Origin of the sequence: Persicirhabdus sediminis (assembly GCF_016595495.1) — a bacterium.
In the GTDB taxonomy this organism is placed as follows: Bacteria; Verrucomicrobiota; Verrucomicrobiia; order Verrucomicrobiales; family Akkermansiaceae; genus Persicirhabdus; species Persicirhabdus sediminis.
Genome location: NZ_JAENIM010000021.1, coordinates 1 through 19,231 on the forward strand (window position 1 = coordinate 1; position 19,231 = coordinate 19,231).

Here is a 19,231-nt window from a genome sequence, read left to right on the forward strand (position 1 = left end):
TTCGCTATGTCTTCTACGTGGTTGTGTCATGGTCTCTATGATTCCTTGGTATCAATTAGGAGACCTGCTGGCTAGTATTTTGGGGAAGTTCACACTCAACCATAACCGCGCACTAACATCGTTAGATATGACACGCCTATTCTCACTCATTGCAATTCATCTATTTCTAGGCTCAGCACCTTTACATGCCGAGGACATCGACATGTCAGAGGTCTTTGCCGACAGGGAGCAGGCAACAGCAATTATTTCCTCTTTTATTGAATCAGCCAGAACTCAAGACTTCGGAATAGCGTCATCTGGGAGAAACAGCCGAACATTAATCAAATACGCAGATCATCTTGATTTCAGTAAGCTCGGCATTCCTCAGCTAAAGTACCTGACCCTGAAAAGTTTGCCCGATACTAGTGCCTATCCACATAAAGACCTAGTACTCACCATTCATAACATTTCTCGAGATAAGAACACATGGAGCATCAAAGCTACCTATTTCACCTTCCAGCAGAACTCCATAAGCTCCCCCAACGCCAACTTCACAATAAGGAAAGAAGATGGTAAGTTCTCTAGCAAACTCGATTTTGCTTTCGATTGATTTTTACAAACAAGCCAACGACTAACAAATCAACTTGCTAAATGTCCATCCTGCCTAATCAAGCATCCTCCACACAATGATTGAACCGTGGTACATAGCTGTTAAATCATTCTCTCCAGTTAGAGAAGAAGAATGGAAAAAGTATATTCAATGGTCAGGGCTAACTCAGCTAGAGGAAGTCATCGGGCTAGACAATGAACTCTGCCCACGTGTGGTTGATACACTTGAGCCTGATGACTGGAAACACAATGTTCAGCAGGATTACTGCACCGATTTCTTTCGAAACCTAAATTACCTGAAGTCGAGAATTGCGGAAGTTGAAAATTGCAACCTCCTTGCTGTCACTCACAACCCTCAATCCGAGTGTCGAGAAGTACCATTCCATCCTGATTTCCAGTTCAAAGGATACGAGCTGATAGATACTAAAACGGGCATCAGCGCACTAACTAATTGCAGAGGTTTCCCCCTCGCATTCATGAATGAAGAACTCTCGAAGGCGGGACTCATTTCTGAGTTAGCCAGAGCGCGAGAGATTCAGGCAGCTTTACGAGAACACTATGCCGAAGAGCCCCACTCACACTGTGATATCCGGGCAGTGTGGAAGATGGCATAAAGGCTGGAGCAAAGCTTGATCGTGACAGAGGAAATTAAGCGATAACTGATATTTGCCAGACCTGCTAGCGCTAGAATAACAAAGCAACAAATGCGAGCGATTATCATCATTCTATCAGCAATGCTTCTCGCTTGCTCAGAAGAAACAGAGGTGCTAAAAAATCCTAACATGGCAGCAACAACCTATCCTAACGAACAATGGAATTTCTTCCCCTGTGCTATGGGAGATGATCAAGCATATATCTACCTGAACACAGGTATTTCAGAATCTATCCATACACAGCCCTCCATGCTTGCGCGGCTGAGACTGAGTTACAAGGCTCCCAGAGAAGACGGCCTACCAACTAACGAAGAGTTTGAACCAGTAAGCGCCATCGAGGACCAAATCGAAGCCTTTGCAAAAGAGGCTCATGATTGTTATGTCGGCAGGGGCACAGTAGGCGGACACAGAATATTTTACGTCTACACCAATAGAGACGAGGAAAGCTGGTTGCAGTTCATTAGAATGCTGAAATCGGAATCTGGCTACCAAATACAGCTCGCCTATGAAAGGGATCCCGCCCACAAAGGCTATCATGAAGAACTCTATCCGACGGAAGATGATTGGCAGGTCATAAGAGACCTGCGTGTACTTGAGAACCTTGCCAGCCACGGCGATGATGGATCAGTTCCCCGCCAAGTAGACCATTGGATCTATTTTGAAAATCAATCGGCTTCATTAGATTTCCTTAGCTGGGCGAAGAATGCGCAGTATACAGAAGAACCTGGAAATTCTCACCAGGCAGAGGACGGAAGGTATTGCGTCAGGGTCTCTCACCACGGCAGTTTGATGATTGGAGATATCAGCAGCCACAGCATTTCGCTGAGCCACAAATCTAAAGAATATGGCGGTGAGTACGATGGCTGGGAAACTCAAGTCATCACACCTAACGAATAGAATTTATTTTAGCCAGCTATTCCTAAGCACCTAACTCAGTATTCCTATCGCCTAGATATTCCATTGACTGATTAGAGATTTCTATCACCCTTTAGTGGATTTACTAAACACTGAAAAATTTCTACTGCTAACTAAGGGCGTAGCCCGCCATCCTTTCCGATCATGAAAATTATCAAACTAGCTAAACATCCCGCCCGCCAGCTCAACAAAAATAATGGTCGTAGCCTCGGCTAATCGGATTTCTACAATGTTAAATCACTCAACCATTACTACGAACCAATACTGTTCGCTGAGAAAAATGAAACTCGCTACTATCATCTTTATCGCCATGACTTCATCGGTCTTGGCGAAGGAGTGGGCAGTGATTGACGGTGGATCACCATCGGAGAAGCATGAACTCGTTACAATACCGATCTTCGACACTGACCCACCCAACGGGACACCGTTCAGAGTTGCGCTCAGGGACACGGCTTCGAAGAAGATACTTGATTCGTTTCTATGGGAGGGCGATATGGGCGATCCTCAGGCTCACAAACAGAATCAAGCTTTCTGGGCACCCAATGGAAGATATGTCGCTGTCTACATGCGTGCTGGTAGGCTGTCGGCTACAACCGCTTACTTCATTGTAGAACGCGGGAAACTCACCCGACTTACTCCTCCCGATGCTTGGCAGAATGTACTCGGACGCTTCAAGACTACAAAAGCTGGCCCGAATGGTGGGATTTCCCCCGTCGCTTGGACAGACAAGAACCATTTGAAAGTCGCAGTCATCGGTTCGGCGGAAACAACGAGTGGAAGAATTCCGTTTCATTACCACGCCATATTCCGTTTCGAAGGCGGCGATGGAGTAGTCCCATGGATTCGCCTCGAGGGTGCCGTGCCAGCAAAAGACAACAGCGAACAAGACGGCGCTGAGCAACCCGCTCCCGCTCCGGAGTCGAAGTCGGAGGGCGGGAAGAAACCTAAACCAGAATCGAAGGGGCGCTCCCAGTAGCGGGCGCCAGGCCTTGAACGTTATCCTAAAATGAACAACACAACCTTAGTAGTAGGCTATGGCCCTGGAATCGGTGCGCACCTGTTCCGTGATCTTGACGAGTGCGACTCGAGGATTGGTGTATCTAGAAGTCACTCGGATGATCGACTCTGCACTCAATACATTTGTTGTGGAGTAGGTGATTTCGGCAAGCATGTGGGTTCCATCGGAGGGAAGGTTTCTCTGGTGGTGTATGTGCCGAGTGAATTCGGCGAGTCAAAGAAACTTACCATGGAGGAGTATGATTCATTCATGGATACAGGACCTAGAGGTATGCTGAGCGTTTTTCATAGTCTCATTGATGCAGGTTGCCTCTCGGAGAATGCTCTGTTTGTTAGCGTCGGTTCTACGGCCAGTGAATCTTCGCATAAACCATCGAACAACAACCCCGTTTATGCTGTAGCGAAGTCGACTCAGAAGTCTCTGGTCGCTCAATTGGCAGGTGCTCACAAGTCGTATCGGTTTGCTACGATTACGTTGGGTGCTATACAAGATGGTAATAAGGGCGTTGGTTACGACAATATCACCAGAACAATCAAGTTTCTAAAAGAGATGAATACAGGGGTTCGATACACAGAAATCGAGCTGAATTCGGAGCTAGACATTTAAAAGGGATAACAAGGCAGCGCACACCATCCACTACCCGCTCTGAGTCGAAGTCTGAATGATAAACCTGAAATCGAAGCTCTCTCTCTGGTAGTGGATGGGTGGCTTTTGACGTTCCCCCCATACCATCCACCAGCTCCCGCAGCACCGAGCGTGTGATACCTTTGTTACTGTCGCACCAGCAGATGTGGTTAAGCATTGCTGGCGTGGCATGTTTGAAGCGGAAGCTGCAGTCTTCTAGAATCGCGTATTCCTCCACCTCGGGGTGATTTTCTAGCAAATCTCCAGCTAGCTGCGATGACGCTGCATAGCCCTAATAGGATTTGAGCATGATCTAGCAGATTACGCAGATTACATTCTATGGAGTAGCTGGAAGGCGAGTGTAGCATTTTGAGTGCGCGTGCTTTAGCACCGCTCTGAGTTTCCAGCCAGCGTGTTTTAGCCAGCTAGTTCTTTAGCTACGAAGTGGACAGCTAGCGGAGTTCTTTGCCTCATCCAGAGCCATGGCCAAGCTGCGAAGTGAGCGCAATCTGTGGTTAACTATTTTGCTACTAACTATTACATTGACTGGTTAGATGTTTCTATCAATCTGTAGTAGATTCACTGACAACTAAAACTTTCCTACTGCTAACTATGGGCGCAGCCCGCTATCCTTTTCGATCATGAAATCTATCAACCTAGCAAAAAATCCCGCCCGCCAGCTCAACAAAGATAATGATCGTAGCCTCGGCTAATCGGATTTCTACAATGTTAAATCACTCAACCATTACTACGAACCAATACTGTTCGGTCCAAAAATGACAATCTTGGAAAAGTACGACGATCTGGACGAGGAAGCGCAAGAGGTTTATCCGTACAGGGACTTCCCATCATTAGACGAGGCTCAGCTCCAGGCCTTTGAGCAATCCAACGGTATTCTTCTCCCTCCTGAGTTGCGTGAGATTCTGCTCGAAGGCAACGGCGGCTACATCAAAGAGGAGTTCCTACGCTGCGACGATGAAGACCCTGACCTGCTCACAGGGATTCAAGAGGTCTTTGGTATTTCGAACGATCCCGACCACTGGATGTGCTCCATCGTTCCCCTACCTAAGTGGGTGACCTTCAAGCACGAGATTTACACTTCGTTTCCGACGGTATCCGAATTGGAATCTATCAATGGCCCGATCTCGAGATATTTCGTCATCTCTGGAGATGGGGTTGTATTCCATTTGTTGGACTACACTGCCTCTGAGAGCAGCAAGGCAGTCTGCTACCTTGATTTAGTCGGAGGTGATCAGAAGATCATAAGGCTCGGTGACGGGATCGCCAGCGTCATCCAAATCGAACGCTAAATATCATCACCGAACAAGTCGTGGGAGGTAAGCGCCTCTCGGGGCTGCTCCCTTTTCGACTGGCAGCTCCGAGGGGGTGGGGAGCATCTGGATTCTGAGGTTGCAGCAGGGCGCAACCTCCACTATGATGTTCTCCAATAATGAAACGCTCCATTCGTCTTGTATCTATTTTCGCAATTGTGTGCACCATAGCAATTTGCCTCGGAGTCAGCGCTAAAGATCGTGCAAGTGATTTTAGTCGTTCAAGACTAAACGATGGCATTTATGTCGGGGCGCCTGATGGCTTCAGATGGTGTCGGGACGGAATACATCTCGATCATTTCAAGCTGCTTGCAGGTCCTCCACTGGAGGTAGGTCCTCGGATCGAGTTTGAGAATTCATTGCAGACAGTAAAGTATAGGTCAGGCATAGATGGTGTCTCTCATGATTTTTATTTTGATCTAGATGGCTTTCTTGTTTCGCGGAGATGGTTTGAAGGTTTAGATGGGGGACAAGATCTCGCTGCACCAACTCCAACAACTCCAGCGGGGCTGAGAGCTCAGTATCCACGGATAGTTCCAATGACATGGAAGGGAGATGCTCCCAATGGCTTTCACATCGAAGTTCAGATACAATACCCCAATGGTGACTGGAATCATTCGTTTGACTACTATACCACCGCCCTCCGAGCTGTGCACCTTCACACAGGTGCGAACAATGGTAGATGGAGAGTCAGGGGGCTGAATAGTAAGGGGGCAGGTAAGTGGTCTAAGTTCACCACTTTCACATGCAGATAGTAGTGGCAGAACAAGACGCTGACTGAAGAAGGATGAATACTGGATTCAAAAGTTTACTCTCAATTGCCCTCCTTGTCGTTGCTGGCTGTTCAACGTTTGAAGTCGATTGGAGCCAGTACGATGGAATGGCGATCATCGAGGACTCCTTTGGGGGGACCAAGGGTTGTAGAGATTGATGGAGCTCCACCCAATAGGATGTCTCATCAGATTGTGACGGTTGTTCCATTGGCGTACGTTGAGCCGGGGCGTCACATTTTCAAAATACAAGTTGGTAACAATGGAGTTCTACTCGGTGAAGACTTTTACTTTGTTGAAGTTCATGCCGTTTTGGAGGAAGGAAGCTATCTTCTCGTAGAGAAAAATGGGACCTACACCTTCGAAAAGAAGGAAGAAAAGCGAGATGCCAACCAAGCGCAGCTCATAACTCCGGCGGGTCCCTCGACTCCACATGAGTGCTAGACGTTCACCCCATCACATCTACCAGCTGCCGCAGAACAGAGCGTGTGATGCCTTTGTTAGTGTCGCACCAGCAGATGTGGTTCTGCATCGCTGGCGTGGCATGTTTGAAGCGGAAGCTGCAGTCTTCCTGAATCACGTATTTCTCAACCTCAGTCCAGCGCAGCCATTCTTCCGGGTGAAAACTCACCGCTGTCTGGATGTCTATCCGTTCCGCGGCAGAGGCGAATCACCCCGTCGAAATCTAAAAAGATCACTTTCATCATGTTTACCTCTGATGAAATGCCTGCATCTCAGCTGGCAGGGCGATGTTGGTGTTCAGTCCTCGCTCTAGCTGGCAACCTAGCAGCCCACCGAACTGGCTGGAGTTGTTGGGCTAACTTTGTTGTGAAAGCCGATGGCCTTGAAGCGTGATAGATTCAAAACAAACCCTGCTACCTGCTACCTGCTACCTGCTACCTGCTACCTGCTACCTGCTACCTGCTACCTGCTACCTGCTACCTGCTACCTGCTACCTGCTACCTGCAGATCTCGTGGGCAAAACATAAAACGTGAGTTTTTGAGAATGGTGGCTTGCCAAATCTATCATCGTGGCTGATGGATAGATAGAATGCAATCTAGGGAGTTAGTCACAGAATGGCTGGATGTTTTGCCAGCAGATCATGTTGATGCGATACGCAGTCGGCGCGATTTGGAGATGATCAATTTCTTCATGGGCAACGAGAGGTGGATTCTTCGCCAGCTAGAGCTTTGGCCAGAGATTGATTGTGTGGTGGAGTTAGGCGCTGGCACTGGCCAGCTTATCTCGCGGCTGAGCGAGAAATTTCCAGAGAAATCATGCATTGCCATTGATCTGATAGAGCGTCCAGCTGGCGTAGCTGCGGGAGTCGAGTGGCGTCGCCAAGACGCGCTAGATTTCCAGCTAGCTAGCGGGCGCACCATGGTCATCGCTAACCTATTTTTGCACCATTTACCAACGGCCCAGCTGGCGAAGCTATTCACTAACATCAGTGCCGCTGATGCCCTGATCTGCGTGGAACCACTGCGAACGCGGCTCTCACTAACAATGGCATCGCTGATCTATCCGTGGGTCAATGCGGTGACACAACACGATATGATCGCCAGCATCCGCGCCGGGTTTATCGCTGGTGAGCTGGCTGAGTGCGCGCCAGCCAGCTGGCAGTGGGATGAATCACCACATCCATTTGGCGGACTGCGCAGCGTGGCAAAAATGCTTCCATGATGGCCCAGCAAATTCACATCATTGGCGGCGGGCTCGCGGGACTGAGTCTGGCGAACGGACTCGCAGCGCGCGGCATCGCCGTGCAAGTGTATGAAAAACGCCGCTACCCGCAGCATCGTGTTTGCGGCGAGTTTATCTGCGGGGTGAGTGAAGGAGTGCTGAACAAACTACACATCCAACCAGCGCTGGCCGACAGCATCATTCACCGCCAGCTGAGCTGGCACGTGGGTGATAGGCAGGTTCTATCAAGTGCTCTGCCGACGCCGGCGTATTCCATTTCCCGCTTCCAGCTAGATCACCGGCTGGCGGACCAATTGATCGCAGCTGGCGGGTCTATCAGCTACGGCAAAGTAGCTAGCCGAAGCGATGCAGGCTGGGTGAATGCGCAGGGGAAAAACTATCGACCAACAAATACTCACAAGAACGATGGCTGGATTGGCTTGAAAATCCACCTCTATCACCAGACTGATGGGCTGGAGATGCATTTGGCTAACAATGGCTACATCGGGCTGTGCTCGATTGACAGCAAACGGTCTAACGTCTGCGGGCTATTTCGCCTCAACCGCCAGCTGAAAGGAAAAGGGCTAGAGCTAATCATCAACTACCTGCGTGACGGCGGGCTGAACCAACTCGCCGATCAGCTGGCCAAGTGCGACTACGACAAACAAAGTTTTTCAGCCATTGCGGGATTTGAGTTTGGTGACCAGCCAGCTGAATCTGATCGCTTTTGCATTGGTGATGCCGCCAGCCTGATAGAACCATTTACCGGCAATGGCATGTCGATGGCGCTGGAATCTGCCGCGCTGGCGGTAGATCCTTTAGTCGAGTATGCTAATGGAAATGCCAGCTGGTTAGACACCTGCGCGAGCTACCGAAATGCTCACCACGACAAATTTCACAAAAGACAGCGGATGGCGAACTCACTGCACCCCTTGATGTTAAACAAACATGGCCAATGGCTGCTCAGCCAACTTTGCCGCACCCGCCTATTGCCTTTCAAATCTATCTTCCACCACCTGAGAACATGATACTCACTAGCCTAGCTACAGCCACCCCACCCTATCAATATAAGCAGCCAGAATGTCTAACTGCGATGCGCGAGGCCGATTTCTGGCCACAGCTCGCGCCGCGCTCTCAGACGATTCTCGAAAAGGTGCTCAGCAGCCGCCAGTCAGGCATAGATAGTCGGTCATTTTGTCTGCCCGACCTGCAGCAAGCGTGGAGCAAAAATGCTCAAGGGCTCAACGAATATTTCGAACAAGAAGCGCCAAAGCTGGCAGTGGCAGCAGCTAACAAAGCCATCGCAGACGCCCAGCTAGATATCGGAGAAATCGACGCGCTGATGGTGACCACCTGTACCGGCTACCTGTGCCCGGGGCTCAGCTCGCACATTGCCGAGCAGCTGGGTCTGAAACCCAATGCCTATCACCAAGATCTAACTGGCTACGGTTGTGGCGCGGCGATTCCGATGTTGCAAATGGCCGACGGCTACCTGCACGCGCAGCCAGCTGGAGCACGCGTGCTCACCATTTGTGTGGAAATCTGCTCAGCGGCCTTTTATGTGGAAGACGACTTTGGCGTGCTTATCAGCACCTGTTTGTTTGGTGATGGGGCGGCGGCGGCTATCTGGACAAAACAACAAGCGGGTGGGTTGAATTTTTCTAACTTCCAATCTATCCACCATCCAGCTGGACGCGAGCTGATCCGCTTCACCAATGCCAATGGCCAACTGCGCAACCAGTTGGACCGCAAAGTTCCAGGCTTGGTTGGCGAGACTGCCGCGCAGATCTACCAACAGCGCAGTTTTGATCCTGACCACCACATCACACACGGTGGCGGGCGCGATGTGATCGAGGCGCTGGAAGCCGTATTACCTGTCGACCAGCTAGAGCCAGCGCGTGAGGTGATGCGCCATCACGGCAATCTATCTAGCCCGTCAGTTTTATTTGCGCTGAAGTACCAGCTGGATAGAAACCCGCAGAGCGACCGCCTGTGGCTGTGTACTTTTGGCGCAGGATTTTCCATGCACAGCTGCGAGGCTGTGCGTTGTTAGCGCGAACGACGAAAAATCTATCAACCCAGCTGGTTTAGCAGGCTGGCCGATGATCATGTTTTTGTCCGCGCTCTGGCTGGCTAGCAGCTCATCGAACTGGCTGGAGGTATTAGGATGATCTTTGTGGCTGGGCAGAACCGCTAGACTACGGGGCGGTATAAATGAGATAAAGACCGCCTAGCAGAACAAGCACACCGCATATTTTCTTCAAGATGAGCGCACCTTTTGAGCGTTCATTCCAGTTCATGTAGCGTTGCACCAGACCGGTAGAGGTGCCGGCTATGACGATCACGCCACAGTGCCCCACTCCGTAAATCAATATCAATGCTCCGGCATAAATGGGCTGTTCTGGGCCGAGCTTAAATGTGACGCCAAGCATGGGAGCCATGAAAGCAAATGAGCAAGGGCCGAGCGCAATGCCAAAGATCAACCCGAGTATGAAGGCGGCTAACAGACCCTTGCGTTTCATGCCCACACTTCCCGGACCATTTCCCGGCATAGGGATCACGCCTAGCAGATGCAGACCCACCACAAAAAAGATGACAGCCACAAAATAGTTAGCGTAGCTGCCGAGGTCGCCCATCATTCGTCCAGCGGCGGCAGTGATCACTCCAATCGCTGCGATGGTAATTAGAATACCGATAGAAAATAACAACGAGATACAGAATGCCCGCCGTGGACTGGTACACCCTTGTTCATCGATAAATCCAACAATCAGCGGGATACTAGCTAGATGGCACGGACTAAGTACAATGCTCAAGATTCCCCACACCAGTGCCGCCGACAGAGCAATCATCGGCGTGCCTTCCACAGCCTTAGTCAATACGGTGAAAAGTTCTTCCATAATAAGATCCTCCTGAGCTTAAGCCGTTCTATTTTCTAGCAGTCTCTGGGAATTCAAAACCCAGCTCTTGCCACTTTGTTAGCATGTCTTCACGAGCAAAAAAACCCTCATGGCGGAAGAGCTCATTCCCGTCGGCATCGAAAAAGATTTGTGTTGGAATAATGCGGATGTTGTACGGCTTGGCAGCGTCTGGGTTTTCCCACACATCGATAAATTCAACATTCAGGCTGCCGGCGAAAGTCTGCTTCATCTCATCAAGAATCGGAGCCATCATTTTACAGGGAATGCATTTCCCAGCTCCCAGATCCAGCAATCTCGGCAATGCATTGGCGGCTGCAGGAATTGCTTGAGCCGCGCCTTCTGGCGACATCTTTCCCTCAGGGTTCGCCAACGAGCACATACCGCTCTGGCATCCCGCAGCAGCATCTTCAGCCTGACGTCGTTTGCTGTTCTTGACTGCCACCACGGCGACGACCGCCATCAGCAATAGGACTACTGTAATGATCTTATTTTTCATCTGAGTTCCTGATTAAATATGCTCAAAACATCTTACGCTGTTAGCTATGATTGACCATCGCCATTGCAAAGCTAACAACTTACCGCGGTAATAATTTTTACCTGCTATTGCAGAATGCTTTTCACGGCTTCTACTGAGGGCACCTTGCCCACCACTTTGACTTCACCATCCACTGCTAGAGCGGGCGTCATCATCACACCAAAAGCCATGATCTGATTGATATCTTTGATTTTCTCTAGTTCATAGTCTAGTCCGAGCTCGGTTGCGGCGGCTTCGGCTACTTCAGCTAATGTGTTACACTTATGGCATCCTGTGCCTAGAATTTGAATTTTCATCGTTCTAATCTCTTCTGTTATTTATCAAAAAAATGTACCAAAAATCATACCGCTGCATGTAGCCATCACAATGACGAGAGCAATAAAGACGGCGGTTTTTTTTGTTCCAAGCACACTGCGGATCACTAGCATGTTAGGCAGACTCAAAGCAGGTCCAGCTAGGAGCAATGCCAGCGCCGGCCCTTTACCCATGCCATTACCTATCAGCCCTTGCAAAATTGGCACCTCGGTAAGTGTGGCGAAATACATGAATGCGCCAGCAAACGAAGCGACAAAGTTAGCTGATAAAGAATTCCCTCCAACAGCCTTAGAAACCCACTCAGCTGGAATGAGCCCTTCATGGCCAACCCGCCCCAACAGCGCGCCTGCGATGAGAACGCCCAACAACAGCAATGGCATGATCTGTTTGGCAAAACCCCATGAGGAGCTAAACCACTCCGCGTTTTCCCCTTTATCCGTACTCGTAAACCATGAAAGGCCAATCACTGCAGCGGCGAAGGCGAGCATAGGCTGCTCGGGAAAAGCCAGAGCTAGACCTGCCGTTAGGGTCGCAGTTAATCCAACTTTCCACCACTTGATATCAAACCACAAAACAAGCATCACAGCTAACGCTAACGAAAATCCTGAGGTCAGCAGCCATTTTGAGTTGTAGATGGAAGCCCATAAACCAGCTGATTGTTCAGCTTTTCCCCAATTAGCAAAAACCAAGATGCCCACCATGGAGGCAAAGTAGAGAGCGTTTTTCCACAGCGGTCGCGTCACTTCCTCGTCGGGCAGAAGCATCTGTGCGGCAGCCTTGTTCTTTTCCTCTTGCAGAAATATCACATGCATCAATACGCCGATCACGATGCTAAAAATAATAGCGCCAACAGCGCGAGCGATGCCTAACTCTAAACCCAACACCCTAGCGGTTAAAGCGACAGCTAACACATTAATAGCTGGGCCAGCATAAAGAAATGCCGTGGCAGGTCCAAGCCCAGCTCCCATGCGGTAAATGCCAGCAAACAAAGGTAATACCGTGCATGAGCAAACGGCTAGGATCGTTCCTGAAACTGAAGCCACCCCGTAGGCCAGAATCTTATTGGCTCTAGCACCAAGGTATTTCATCACTGACGCTTGGCTCACAAAAACAGCAATTGCACCGGCGATGAAAAACGCCGGAATCAAACATAAAAGCACATGCTCTTGCGCGTACCATTTAGCTAGATGAAGCGCTTCTAATACCGCTCCATCAAAGCGCTCATTCCCAACAGGCAGGTAGAAAAATACTAGAAATAGCCCAGCGATTAAGGCCAATTTTTTCCATTCAGATTTCCAGTTCATCTCTAGCAATGGTGGGTTAAATTAATACTTCAGAATAAAAATATCCTCACGGAAGCCTACTTCAGCAATGTAGACTGAGCTTTTATCTGCGTCTCAATGACAGCTTCCACACAGCTCATAAACTTGAGCACACAGGGGACTTTTAGGTGGTAATAAACCTGTTTGCCGCGCTTTTCATCAGCCACAATGCCCGCTTGTTTGAGAACGGATAGGTGCTTTGATATGGTAGAAAAATCAGCATCAACCTGATCGACAAACTCACAAACGCAGCGTTCACCGTCAGCTAACTGCTCAGCCATCCATAAGCGAGTCGGATGCGCCAAGGCTTTTAGCACCTTGGCTTTGGCCTCATATAATAACTTTTCTCTTTCTTTCATCACCTTATACATTTGAACATATGGCAATATGACCAAATGTAAAACAATTTCTAAACGACTCATCTTATGGCCTGCCTAATCTACATTTGGCTAGCTATCACAAGTGCTGATTCAACTGAACTCAAACCCAGTCGATCTCGCGGGCTGATAGATGGCGCCACTGGCCGGCTTGTAGCTGTGGGTCTAGCTGGATTTCGCCCATCGACAGCCGGTGCAGGCTGGTGATTCTATTTTCCACGGCGTGGAACATGCGCTTAATCTGGTGGTATTTCCCCTCGTGAATGGTGACGCGCGCGCTGTGGTCTGATAGAATTTCTAACTCAGCTGGCGCAATCATTACATCTTCGTAGGCGAAGTACATGCCCTGCTGGAAAACTTCGATAAGGTCATCAGTGAGCGGATGCTCAACAGTGACTTGATAGACTTTATCTATCTGGTGGTCTGGCTCAGTGAGCCGGCGCGACCACTGACCGTCGTTAGTGAGAATTAACAGACCGGTGCTGGCGCGGTCTAGCCGACCAGCTAGATGCAGAGGATCCGCTGGATCATCATCAACTAGCTGCATGACCGTAGGGTGCTCGGGGTCGGTAGTGGCACTGAGGTAGCCAGCTGGTTTGTTAAGCATGAGGTAGCGAGCGGTGCGGTCCATGAGAATGGCGCCGTCTAACTCCACTTTACCAAAGCGGCCAACTTCATGAAGTCTATCTGTGATGACGAGGTCATCGCAGCGCACCAGCCCACGCTCGATGAGCGCGCGCACTTCCCGCCGTCCGTGACGGGTTTGCTTCATTAGATATTTATCAAGTCTCATGCCAGCTGGATCAGATTAACAGCTTAGCCGACAAGCTATTCATTTGGCGAGCTCGCCTCTTCTGCGCTTTCCACTTCTAGCTCGTCTTCAGCCAACTTTTCTTCAGCCAGCTGGGCCTTGGTGATTTGCTGAACGTGCTGGATGATTTCTGCGCTCGCTTGCATGTCGCCGAGTTTGGTATTTTGCGGTGCGCCTTCAGCCACCCACCATTCCATGACGGCTTGTTCGCTTTCCGTTAGCTGAGGTTTATTGCTAGGCGCCATGCGGTAGTCGTCATCTAATGGCAGACGAGTGAGGACAATCATGAGGCTTTCGTCTAGATTACCCGGCACCAGGCATGGCCCTTCTTCGCCGCCTTCTAGCATGAAGTCATAGGTATCCATGCGCAGGCTACCTCGTTGTTTTTTATCATTGTGGCAGGAGTAACACTTGGCTTCAAAATAAGGAATGATCACCTGCTCGTAGACTAGCAGATCGGCTACTCCAGCTGGCTGATCATCAGCAGCGCGGCCAAATGAGCGCTTTTCTTTTTCTACCCATGGCGCTGAATCTAATGGATCGCCGTGGGTGATGATGCCGCCGTAGTGGCCAGACGCGCTCATGAGAAAAGTGGAAATGGCTAACATCACGAAGTAGCCCAGCTGGGAACCATTTTTCAGATCACTGCGGATTTTGATGTAGATCGTCCAGACGAGGAAGACGGTGAAAACCACGCTGCTCCAGAAATGGGCGTCGAGGCTTTCGGTATCAAATTCTCCAGCTAGAAAGAGCAAGTAACCAAATACCAGAGCGGCGACGGTGGAGACAAAAGTAGCTAGAAGTGGCACCACAGAGGTGCGTGTTTTGTGCGCTTTGGCATTGAGCTCCAGCACGATGACCATGAGCAACATGCCGATAGGCAAATGCAGCACGACCGGGTGAAATTTCCCCAGAAAGATGAGCCAGGCAGAGGCCTCAGCGACGGGCTGCTTGAAAAAGACAGGCAAGGCGATCAACGCCAGCGTGATGATGGCGCAGATAACAGCGACGTAGGGTTTGGCGACCCAGGCGGATTTGCTAGTTGTCGATTGATTGGCGGATTCCATGTCTAAAATCTGTTTTAACGTTACCTCACTATCTGGGATGATCTTTCCTCAGCTGGATGATTTTCAGTATAAAAAAATTCCCCAGCCACGGTGAGCAGCTGGGGAATGACAATTTTTATGAGCTATAACAAGCTATTAATGAGCGCGGCAGAACTCTTCGAAGCGAGTGATGGCTTCGTTGAGAACGTCGAGCGTGGTGCAGTAGCTGATGCGGATGCTGTGGTCGTTACCAAAGGCGATGCCTGGAACCACGGCTACACGGTAGCGAGTGAGCAGCTTGTCGCAGAGGTTTTCTGACTTCAGTCCGAGGCCAGTAGTATCCACGAGGAAGTAGAATGCACCTTTTGGCTCAGTCACCTTGACGTTCGGGATGGCCTTGAGACGAGCGTATAGGAATTGACGACGCACGTCGTATTCGCCCACGAGATCGTCGACGAAGTTTTTCCCTTGCTCGAGAGCGGCCAGCGCACCGTACTGGGCAAATGTAGTCGCATTAGAAGATGTGTGACCTTGGATCTTAGACATCACAGAGGCGAGTGCCTTAGGAGCCGCTGCGTATCCGAGTCTCCAGCCAGTCATGGCGTAGGCTTTAGAGAAGCCGTTTACCGTGATGGTGAGGTTGTAGATTTCTTTAGAAACAGAAGCGACGCTGACGTGCTCGTTTTCACCGTAGACCAGCTTGGCGTAGATCTCGTCAGCAAGGATGATGATGTCTTCGTAGCTGGCTACTTCGCCGATGGCTGCGATTTCCTCTTTGCTGTAAAGTGAGCCAGTTGGGTTACCCGGAGTATTGATGATGATCATCTTAGTACGCGGGCTCATGGCGTCTTCAAACTGCTCAGCAGTGATTTTCCAGTCGTTTTCGGCTGTAGTTTCTACCATCACTGGCACACCACCGGCGAGACGTACCATTTCTGGATAGCTCACCCAGTATGGCGCTGGGATGATGACTTCGTCACCTTCTTCGACAACCGCAAGGATGGCATTAAAACATGCCTGCTTAGCACCGCTCGTGACAACTACCTGAGTGGCGTCGTACTGAACTTTGAAATCAGCAGCCAGATGGTCAGCAATCGCCTGACGCAGTTCTGGGATACCTGCAGCTGGTGTGTACTTGGTTTTGCCTTCGTTAAGAGCCTCAATTGCTGCTTCTTTTACAAAAACAGGAGAATCTTGATCTGGCTCGCCGCCGGCCAGTCCATAGACTTCTTCACCCCTTGATTTCATTGCCTTTGCCTGGTTGGTAATGGATAGAGTCAATGAGGGAGAAACTTTGTTTACGCGAGTTGAAATGCAGTCCATAAGAAGAAAATTGTAGTGTTTCGCGCCCAAGAGGCGACGTTTCTGCTTACTCAAAACGCTCCCCTCAAGAGCTGAGACTTATTTAGCCCATAAATGAAATGGTGCAAGATTAATAGAATTCTAGCAGCAGGCAAATTTGCCCATTGGACCAGCTATTGGCCATCACTGCGATGGCTTATTTTGCCACGACTCCACCGCCATGCGCATGCCGCGCGCCTTGTGCAGAGTTTCTTCGAATTCGTTCACCGAGATCGAGTCAGCCACAATGCCAGCGCCCACGTGGTAATGAATTTCCCCATGTTCGCGCACCAAGGAACGAATCACGATATTAAACTGGCTGACACCATTAGCGCCGAGAAATCCCACCGTGCCCGTATACAATCCACGCGCCACCGGCTCCAGCTCGTCGATGATCTCCATCGCACGTTTTTTTGGCGCCCCAGTAATACTGCCGCCAGGGTAACACGCGCGCAGCGCCTCCAGGTGAGAAATGCCCTCGCGCAGCTCGCCGCTCACGCTAGAAACCAGATGGTACACTTGCTCGAGCCGCTCGACATAAAGCATGCGATCAACTTGCACGCTGCCAAATTCACAAACTTGCCCCAGATCGTTGCGCTCTAGGTCCGTGATCATCACCAGCTCCGCGCGCTCTTTTTCGCATTCAGCCAGCTCGCGTGCCATCGCCGCATCCTGCTCGGCATCGTCGCAGCGTGGGCGTGTTCCTTTGATCGGACGCGTCTCAATGCGCCGACCGTGCATTTTCAAAAATAACTCCGGCGATGAAGATAAAACCTCGCGGCCAGCTAGCTGCATCCACAGCGCATAAGGAGCTGGCGAGCTCTCACGCAGTGATTGGTACAGAGGCAGCAGCGAGCCACCACTAACATGAGCGGAAAATTTCTGCGCGAGATTCACCTGATAGATATCTCCCGCTGCGATGTATTCTTTAATTCTATCCACCTTGGCGATGTAGTCAGCCCGCTGCATCTGTGGTTGAAATTCACCCATTTCAAAACCATTCGAGTCGCTAGCTGGAGTGAGCATTTCACTCGCCAGCTGGCCAATCTGCCACCATTGATCAGCTAGGTGATCGTAGGCCAAAACCTGATTGTACAAACCAAAACAATACTCGCCAGAGTAGTCGACACTGCCAAATAAGCCACCTAGCGGAAATGGAAAAGTCGCCGGCCCAAGCTGCAGATTGGCAAATGCCAGCTCAGTGAGCTCCATCACCTCCTGCAGCTGAGAAAAATCATCCGCATCATACAAACAACCAGACAAAATAGACACTGGCTGAGCAGCAATGATAGAATACCGCCCATCATTGTCAGCGGGAAAGTTGCCAGCTGAATCGTAAAAAACCACCCCGTCAAGATGCTGCAATCCAGCCACCACCTCAGCGGGTGAGAATTCTAGCTGAACCAGTTCTGGCGCGACCAATGGAAAGGTGGATATCATGCACGCGCATCAAGCAAAATTTCGCCGCCATGTGCAAGCGAGGATCACGATAATTTCGCAATTATCCCAGCCGCGGGAAATTGCTACACCTCAGCAGCTGCCGCGGAGCACACACAGGGGAAAAAAATCCACCCTCTGCCAACCATTACCCCGCATGAAAATGCCCGTCATCAGAGGCAAATTTCGCCCCAGATAAACACGGGTATGAAAGAACCGTCTTGCCGTGTTGACACACGCTTACGAACTTCCTAAGTTCCACACCTGATATGACTGATGCTCAAAGAATCCCAGAAGTAAAGGCGCTGCGGCCTACCTTCGCAATCGCCTGTTGGGTTCTGGCCTTGCTTGCATTTTGCCAGCTGATTGCGCTTGGCACCGCCATCGCCTTGAACTCAATCCCTCTCAAACCAACTGATTCCCAACCAGTCACCATTCCTCCTGCAACCCAGCTGGCGGCCACATCAAATCCTGCACACACTCGCAGTATCGAGGAAATCCTCGCCGCCATGGACGACGACATGCAAGTGCCACCACTGCGCGACTTTAACCCAGCTGGCGGCAGCCCAGACCTAACACTTAACCCTAGCAGCCAAACTAGCAAATCATCATCGTCCAAGGGCACCGGCATCGCCAGCGTGCCAAAACACGAAATCACTAGAAAAAATCTTAAACCTCACAACATCGCCAACCCTGAAGTCGCCCAGCTCGTAGAGCAGGCACAAAACCTCCACCTCGACGGCGACCTCATCAATGCTCTCGTCAAACTCGAAGAAGCAAAGGGCATCGACCCTGCTGAAGCCGCCGTACTCTATCAGCTTGGCCTGATTCACGAGGACATGGGCATGGAAGGCGTAGCTGCAGACTACTACAGCCTAGTACAACAAATGGGCATCGCCGCTGGCGAATACTTCCCGCTGGCCGCTAACAAACTCACCAAAGGCATCGACATGCCACAAGTAGCCTCATCGTTCGACTTATCTATCGGCCCCGTGGCCTCACGCAAATCCAACAACGATAGAACCATCACAGTCACCATCCCTCTGCTAGCTAGACCAAATCACGACATCAACCTTGAGTTAATCGAAGTCCGCGTTCATTTCTTTGATAGAGTGAGTGGCCGCGACATCCAACGCTCCATCGTGCCAAACAGCGAGATTGAAAAAATCTGGCTGCGCGAACCAGTCAACTGGCAGGATTCCAGCCGCGAAGAATTGCTAGAAGTCATCTACCATGTGCCTGAGACAAACTCCATCGACGCTCACCTGCTAGGTGGTCGCCGCGAGTACTACGGCCAAGTCATCGAGCTCGTTTACGACGGCACCGTCATTGACCAACAAGCATTTCCGCGCCGCCTTAACAGCTTCCAAGGCAGCGATACCCAAAATAACGACATGCCGCTGTGGCTGCCTGATTTCCCACAACAAGGGCTACTTCCAAGCAAAGACGATACCAACGCCTACGACAATCTTCCCCTATTGCCACCACTACCTGATTACGAATAATTGGAGCCTGCCCATACACTCCAGCTAGCCAAGACGATATA

21 protein-coding genes are annotated in these 19,231 nt (G+C 50.3%); 11 read left to right on the forward strand and 10 right to left on the reverse strand.

Annotation, left to right across the window (positions count from 1 at the left end; all coding sequences use genetic code 11):
- The 6 genes from JIN82_RS03670 to JIN82_RS03695 all read left to right on the forward strand — a co-directional run.
- A partial coding sequence (locus tag JIN82_RS03670; RefSeq protein ID WP_234041753.1) for a hypothetical protein occupies positions 1-589 on the forward strand: 589 nt, incomplete at its 5' end.
- 76 nt (positions 590-665) lie between these two features.
- Complete coding sequence (locus JIN82_RS03675; RefSeq protein ID WP_200310290.1) at positions 666-1,202, forward strand: hypothetical protein; 537 nt, start codon at positions 666-668, stop codon at positions 1,200-1,202.
- A 90-nt stretch (positions 1,203-1,292) separates the two neighbouring features.
- Positions 1,293-2,138, forward strand: a complete 846-nt coding sequence (locus tag JIN82_RS03680) for a DUF695 domain-containing protein (protein WP_200310291.1) — start codon at positions 1,293-1,295, stop codon at positions 2,136-2,138.
- A 583-nt stretch (positions 2,139-2,721) separates the two neighbouring features.
- The gene (locus tag JIN82_RS03685) at positions 2,722-3,132 is read left to right on the forward strand and encodes a hypothetical protein (protein ID WP_200310292.1); all 411 of its coding nucleotides are present in this window, start codon (positions 2,722-2,724) and stop codon (positions 3,130-3,132) included.
- A 30-nt stretch (positions 3,133-3,162) separates the two neighbouring features.
- Positions 3,163-3,780 carry a hypothetical protein gene (locus JIN82_RS03690; protein WP_200310293.1) on the forward strand — a complete coding sequence of 206 codons (618 nt, stop codon included), beginning with the start codon at positions 3,163-3,165 and terminating at the stop codon, positions 3,778-3,780.
- 794 nt (positions 3,781-4,574) lie between these two features.
- Positions 4,575-5,108: an SMI1/KNR4 family protein gene (locus JIN82_RS03695; protein ID WP_234041754.1), complete on the forward strand. Its 534-nt coding sequence runs from the start codon at positions 4,575-4,577 to the stop codon at positions 5,106-5,108.
- Positions 5,109-6,169: 1,061 nt separating this feature from the next.
- On the opposite strand, the gene JIN82_RS03700 is transcribed toward JIN82_RS03695, so the two are convergent.
- Positions 6,170-6,334, reverse strand: a complete 165-nt coding sequence (locus JIN82_RS03700) for a hypothetical protein (protein WP_200310295.1) — start codon at positions 6,332-6,334, stop codon at positions 6,170-6,172.
- On the opposite strand from JIN82_RS03700, the gene JIN82_RS03705 reads away from it, so the two are divergent.
- The 4 genes from JIN82_RS03705 (at position 6,333) to JIN82_RS03720 (ending at position 9,636) form a co-directional block, all read left to right on the forward strand.
- The gene (locus JIN82_RS03705; protein WP_200310296.1) at positions 6,333-6,674 is read left to right on the forward strand and encodes a hypothetical protein; all 342 of its coding nucleotides are present in this window, start codon (positions 6,333-6,335) and stop codon (positions 6,672-6,674) included. The two genes, JIN82_RS03700 and JIN82_RS03705, sit on opposite strands and share 2 nt — an antisense overlap.
- Positions 6,675-6,950: 276 nt before the next feature.
- The gene (locus tag JIN82_RS03710) at positions 6,951-7,583 is read left to right on the forward strand and encodes a class I SAM-dependent methyltransferase (RefSeq protein WP_200310297.1); all 633 of its coding nucleotides are present in this window, start codon (positions 6,951-6,953) and stop codon (positions 7,581-7,583) included.
- Positions 7,580-8,611, forward strand: coding sequence for an NAD(P)/FAD-dependent oxidoreductase (locus JIN82_RS03715; RefSeq protein ID WP_200310298.1), 1,032 nt, complete (start codon positions 7,580-7,582; stop codon positions 8,609-8,611). Before JIN82_RS03710 ends, JIN82_RS03715 begins: the two co-directional genes overlap by 4 nt.
- On the forward strand, positions 8,608-9,636 hold the full coding sequence (locus JIN82_RS03720) for a type III polyketide synthase (RefSeq protein WP_200310299.1): 1,029 nt from the start codon (positions 8,608-8,610) through the stop codon (positions 9,634-9,636). Before JIN82_RS03715 ends, JIN82_RS03720 begins: the two co-directional genes overlap by 4 nt.
- A 145-nt stretch (positions 9,637-9,781) precedes the next feature.
- Here the strand turns inward: JIN82_RS03720 and JIN82_RS03725 are convergent, their stop codons facing one another.
- The 9 genes from JIN82_RS03725 to pabB form a co-directional block, all read right to left on the reverse strand.
- The gene (locus JIN82_RS03725) at positions 9,782-10,480 is read right to left on the reverse strand and encodes a cytochrome c biogenesis CcdA family protein (protein WP_200310300.1); all 699 of its coding nucleotides are present in this window, start codon (positions 10,478-10,480) and stop codon (positions 9,782-9,784) included.
- A 28-nt stretch (positions 10,481-10,508) separates the two neighbouring features.
- Positions 10,509-10,997: a thioredoxin family protein gene (locus tag JIN82_RS03730; RefSeq protein ID WP_200310301.1), complete on the reverse strand. Its 489-nt coding sequence runs from the start codon at positions 10,995-10,997 to the stop codon at positions 10,509-10,511.
- Positions 10,998-11,101: 104 nt separating this feature from the next.
- Positions 11,102-11,332, reverse strand: coding sequence for a thioredoxin family protein (locus tag JIN82_RS03735; RefSeq protein ID WP_200310302.1), 231 nt, complete (start codon positions 11,330-11,332; stop codon positions 11,102-11,104).
- Between the two features lie 24 nt (positions 11,333-11,356).
- Positions 11,357-12,655 carry a permease gene (locus JIN82_RS03740; RefSeq protein ID WP_200310303.1) on the reverse strand — a complete coding sequence of 433 codons (1,299 nt, stop codon included), beginning with the start codon at positions 12,653-12,655 and terminating at the stop codon, positions 11,357-11,359.
- Positions 12,656-12,711: 56 nt separating this feature from the next.
- Entirely contained in the window at positions 12,712-13,032 is a 321-nt protein-coding gene (locus JIN82_RS03745) for a metalloregulator ArsR/SmtB family transcription factor (protein WP_200310304.1), read from the reverse strand.
- A gap of 121 nt (positions 13,033-13,153) precedes the next feature.
- Complete coding sequence (locus JIN82_RS03750; protein WP_234041756.1) at positions 13,154-13,822, reverse strand: 16S rRNA pseudouridine(516) synthase; 669 nt, start codon at positions 13,820-13,822, stop codon at positions 13,154-13,156.
- A gap of 56 nt (positions 13,823-13,878) precedes the next feature.
- The gene (locus JIN82_RS03755; protein ID WP_200310306.1) at positions 13,879-14,928 is read right to left on the reverse strand and encodes a c-type cytochrome domain-containing protein; all 1,050 of its coding nucleotides are present in this window, start codon (positions 14,926-14,928) and stop codon (positions 13,879-13,881) included.
- Positions 14,929-15,063: 135 nt separating this feature from the next.
- The gene (locus tag JIN82_RS03760; RefSeq protein ID WP_200310307.1) at positions 15,064-16,230 is read right to left on the reverse strand and encodes a pyridoxal phosphate-dependent aminotransferase; all 1,167 of its coding nucleotides are present in this window, start codon (positions 16,228-16,230) and stop codon (positions 15,064-15,066) included.
- Between the two features lie 162 nt (positions 16,231-16,392).
- On the reverse strand, positions 16,393-17,688 hold the full coding sequence (gene pabB / locus JIN82_RS03765; RefSeq protein WP_200310308.1) for an aminodeoxychorismate synthase component I: 1,296 nt from the start codon (positions 17,686-17,688) through the stop codon (positions 16,393-16,395).
- Positions 17,689-17,954: 266 nt separating this feature from the next.
- Between pabB and JIN82_RS03770 the strand changes: the two genes are divergently transcribed.
- Entirely contained in the window at positions 17,955-19,190 is a 1,236-nt protein-coding gene (locus JIN82_RS03770) for a hypothetical protein (RefSeq protein WP_200310309.1), read from the forward strand.
- Positions 19,191-19,231: the final 41 nt, after the last annotated feature.

Bases quoted from the DNA above. Each gene is read 5' to 3' on its own strand.
- JIN82_RS03675 (WP_200310290.1), top strand. From the start codon at position 666: ATGATTGAACCGTGGTACATAGCTGTTAAATCATTCTCTCCAGTTAGA.
- JIN82_RS03680 (WP_200310291.1), top strand. From the start codon at position 1,293: ATGCGAGCGATTATCATCATTCTATCAGCAATGCTTCTCGCTTGCTCA.
- JIN82_RS03685 (WP_200310292.1), top strand. From the start codon at position 2,722: ATGCGTGCTGGTAGGCTGTCGGCTACAACCGCTTACTTCATTGTAGAA.
- JIN82_RS03690 (WP_200310293.1), top strand. From the start codon at position 3,163: ATGAACAACACAACCTTAGTAGTAGGCTATGGCCCTGGAATCGGTGCG.
- JIN82_RS03695 (WP_234041754.1), top strand. From the start codon at position 4,575: ATGACAATCTTGGAAAAGTACGACGATCTGGACGAGGAAGCGCAAGAG.
- JIN82_RS03705 (WP_200310296.1), top strand. From the start codon at position 6,333: ATGAGTGCTAGACGTTCACCCCATCACATCTACCAGCTGCCGCAGAAC.
- JIN82_RS03700 (WP_200310295.1), bottom strand. From the start codon at position 6,334: ATGTGGAGTCGAGGGACCCGCCGGAGTTATGAGCTGCGCTTGGTTGGC.
- JIN82_RS03710 (WP_200310297.1), top strand. From the start codon at position 6,951: ATGCAATCTAGGGAGTTAGTCACAGAATGGCTGGATGTTTTGCCAGCA.
- JIN82_RS03715 (WP_200310298.1), top strand. From the start codon at position 7,580: ATGATGGCCCAGCAAATTCACATCATTGGCGGCGGGCTCGCGGGACTG.
- JIN82_RS03720 (WP_200310299.1), top strand. From the start codon at position 8,608: ATGATACTCACTAGCCTAGCTACAGCCACCCCACCCTATCAATATAAG.
- JIN82_RS03725 (WP_200310300.1), bottom strand. From the start codon at position 10,480: ATGGAAGAACTTTTCACCGTATTGACTAAGGCTGTGGAAGGCACGCCG.
- JIN82_RS03730 (WP_200310301.1), bottom strand. From the start codon at position 10,997: ATGAAAAATAAGATCATTACAGTAGTCCTATTGCTGATGGCGGTCGTC.
- JIN82_RS03735 (WP_200310302.1), bottom strand. From the start codon at position 11,332: ATGAAAATTCAAATTCTAGGCACAGGATGCCATAAGTGTAACACATTA.
- JIN82_RS03740 (WP_200310303.1), bottom strand. From the start codon at position 12,655: ATGAACTGGAAATCTGAATGGAAAAAATTGGCCTTAATCGCTGGGCTA.
- JIN82_RS03745 (WP_200310304.1), bottom strand. From the start codon at position 13,032: ATGAAAGAAAGAGAAAAGTTATTATATGAGGCCAAAGCCAAGGTGCTA.
- JIN82_RS03750 (WP_234041756.1), bottom strand. From the start codon at position 13,822: ATGAAGCAAACCCGTCACGGACGGCGGGAAGTGCGCGCGCTCATCGAG.
- JIN82_RS03755 (WP_200310306.1), bottom strand. From the start codon at position 14,928: ATGGAATCCGCCAATCAATCGACAACTAGCAAATCCGCCTGGGTCGCC.
- JIN82_RS03760 (WP_200310307.1), bottom strand. From the start codon at position 16,230: ATGGACTGCATTTCAACTCGCGTAAACAAAGTTTCTCCCTCATTGACT.
- pabB (WP_200310308.1), bottom strand. From the start codon at position 17,688: ATGATATCCACCTTTCCATTGGTCGCGCCAGAACTGGTTCAGCTAGAA.
- JIN82_RS03770 (WP_200310309.1), top strand. From the start codon at position 17,955: ATGACTGATGCTCAAAGAATCCCAGAAGTAAAGGCGCTGCGGCCTACC.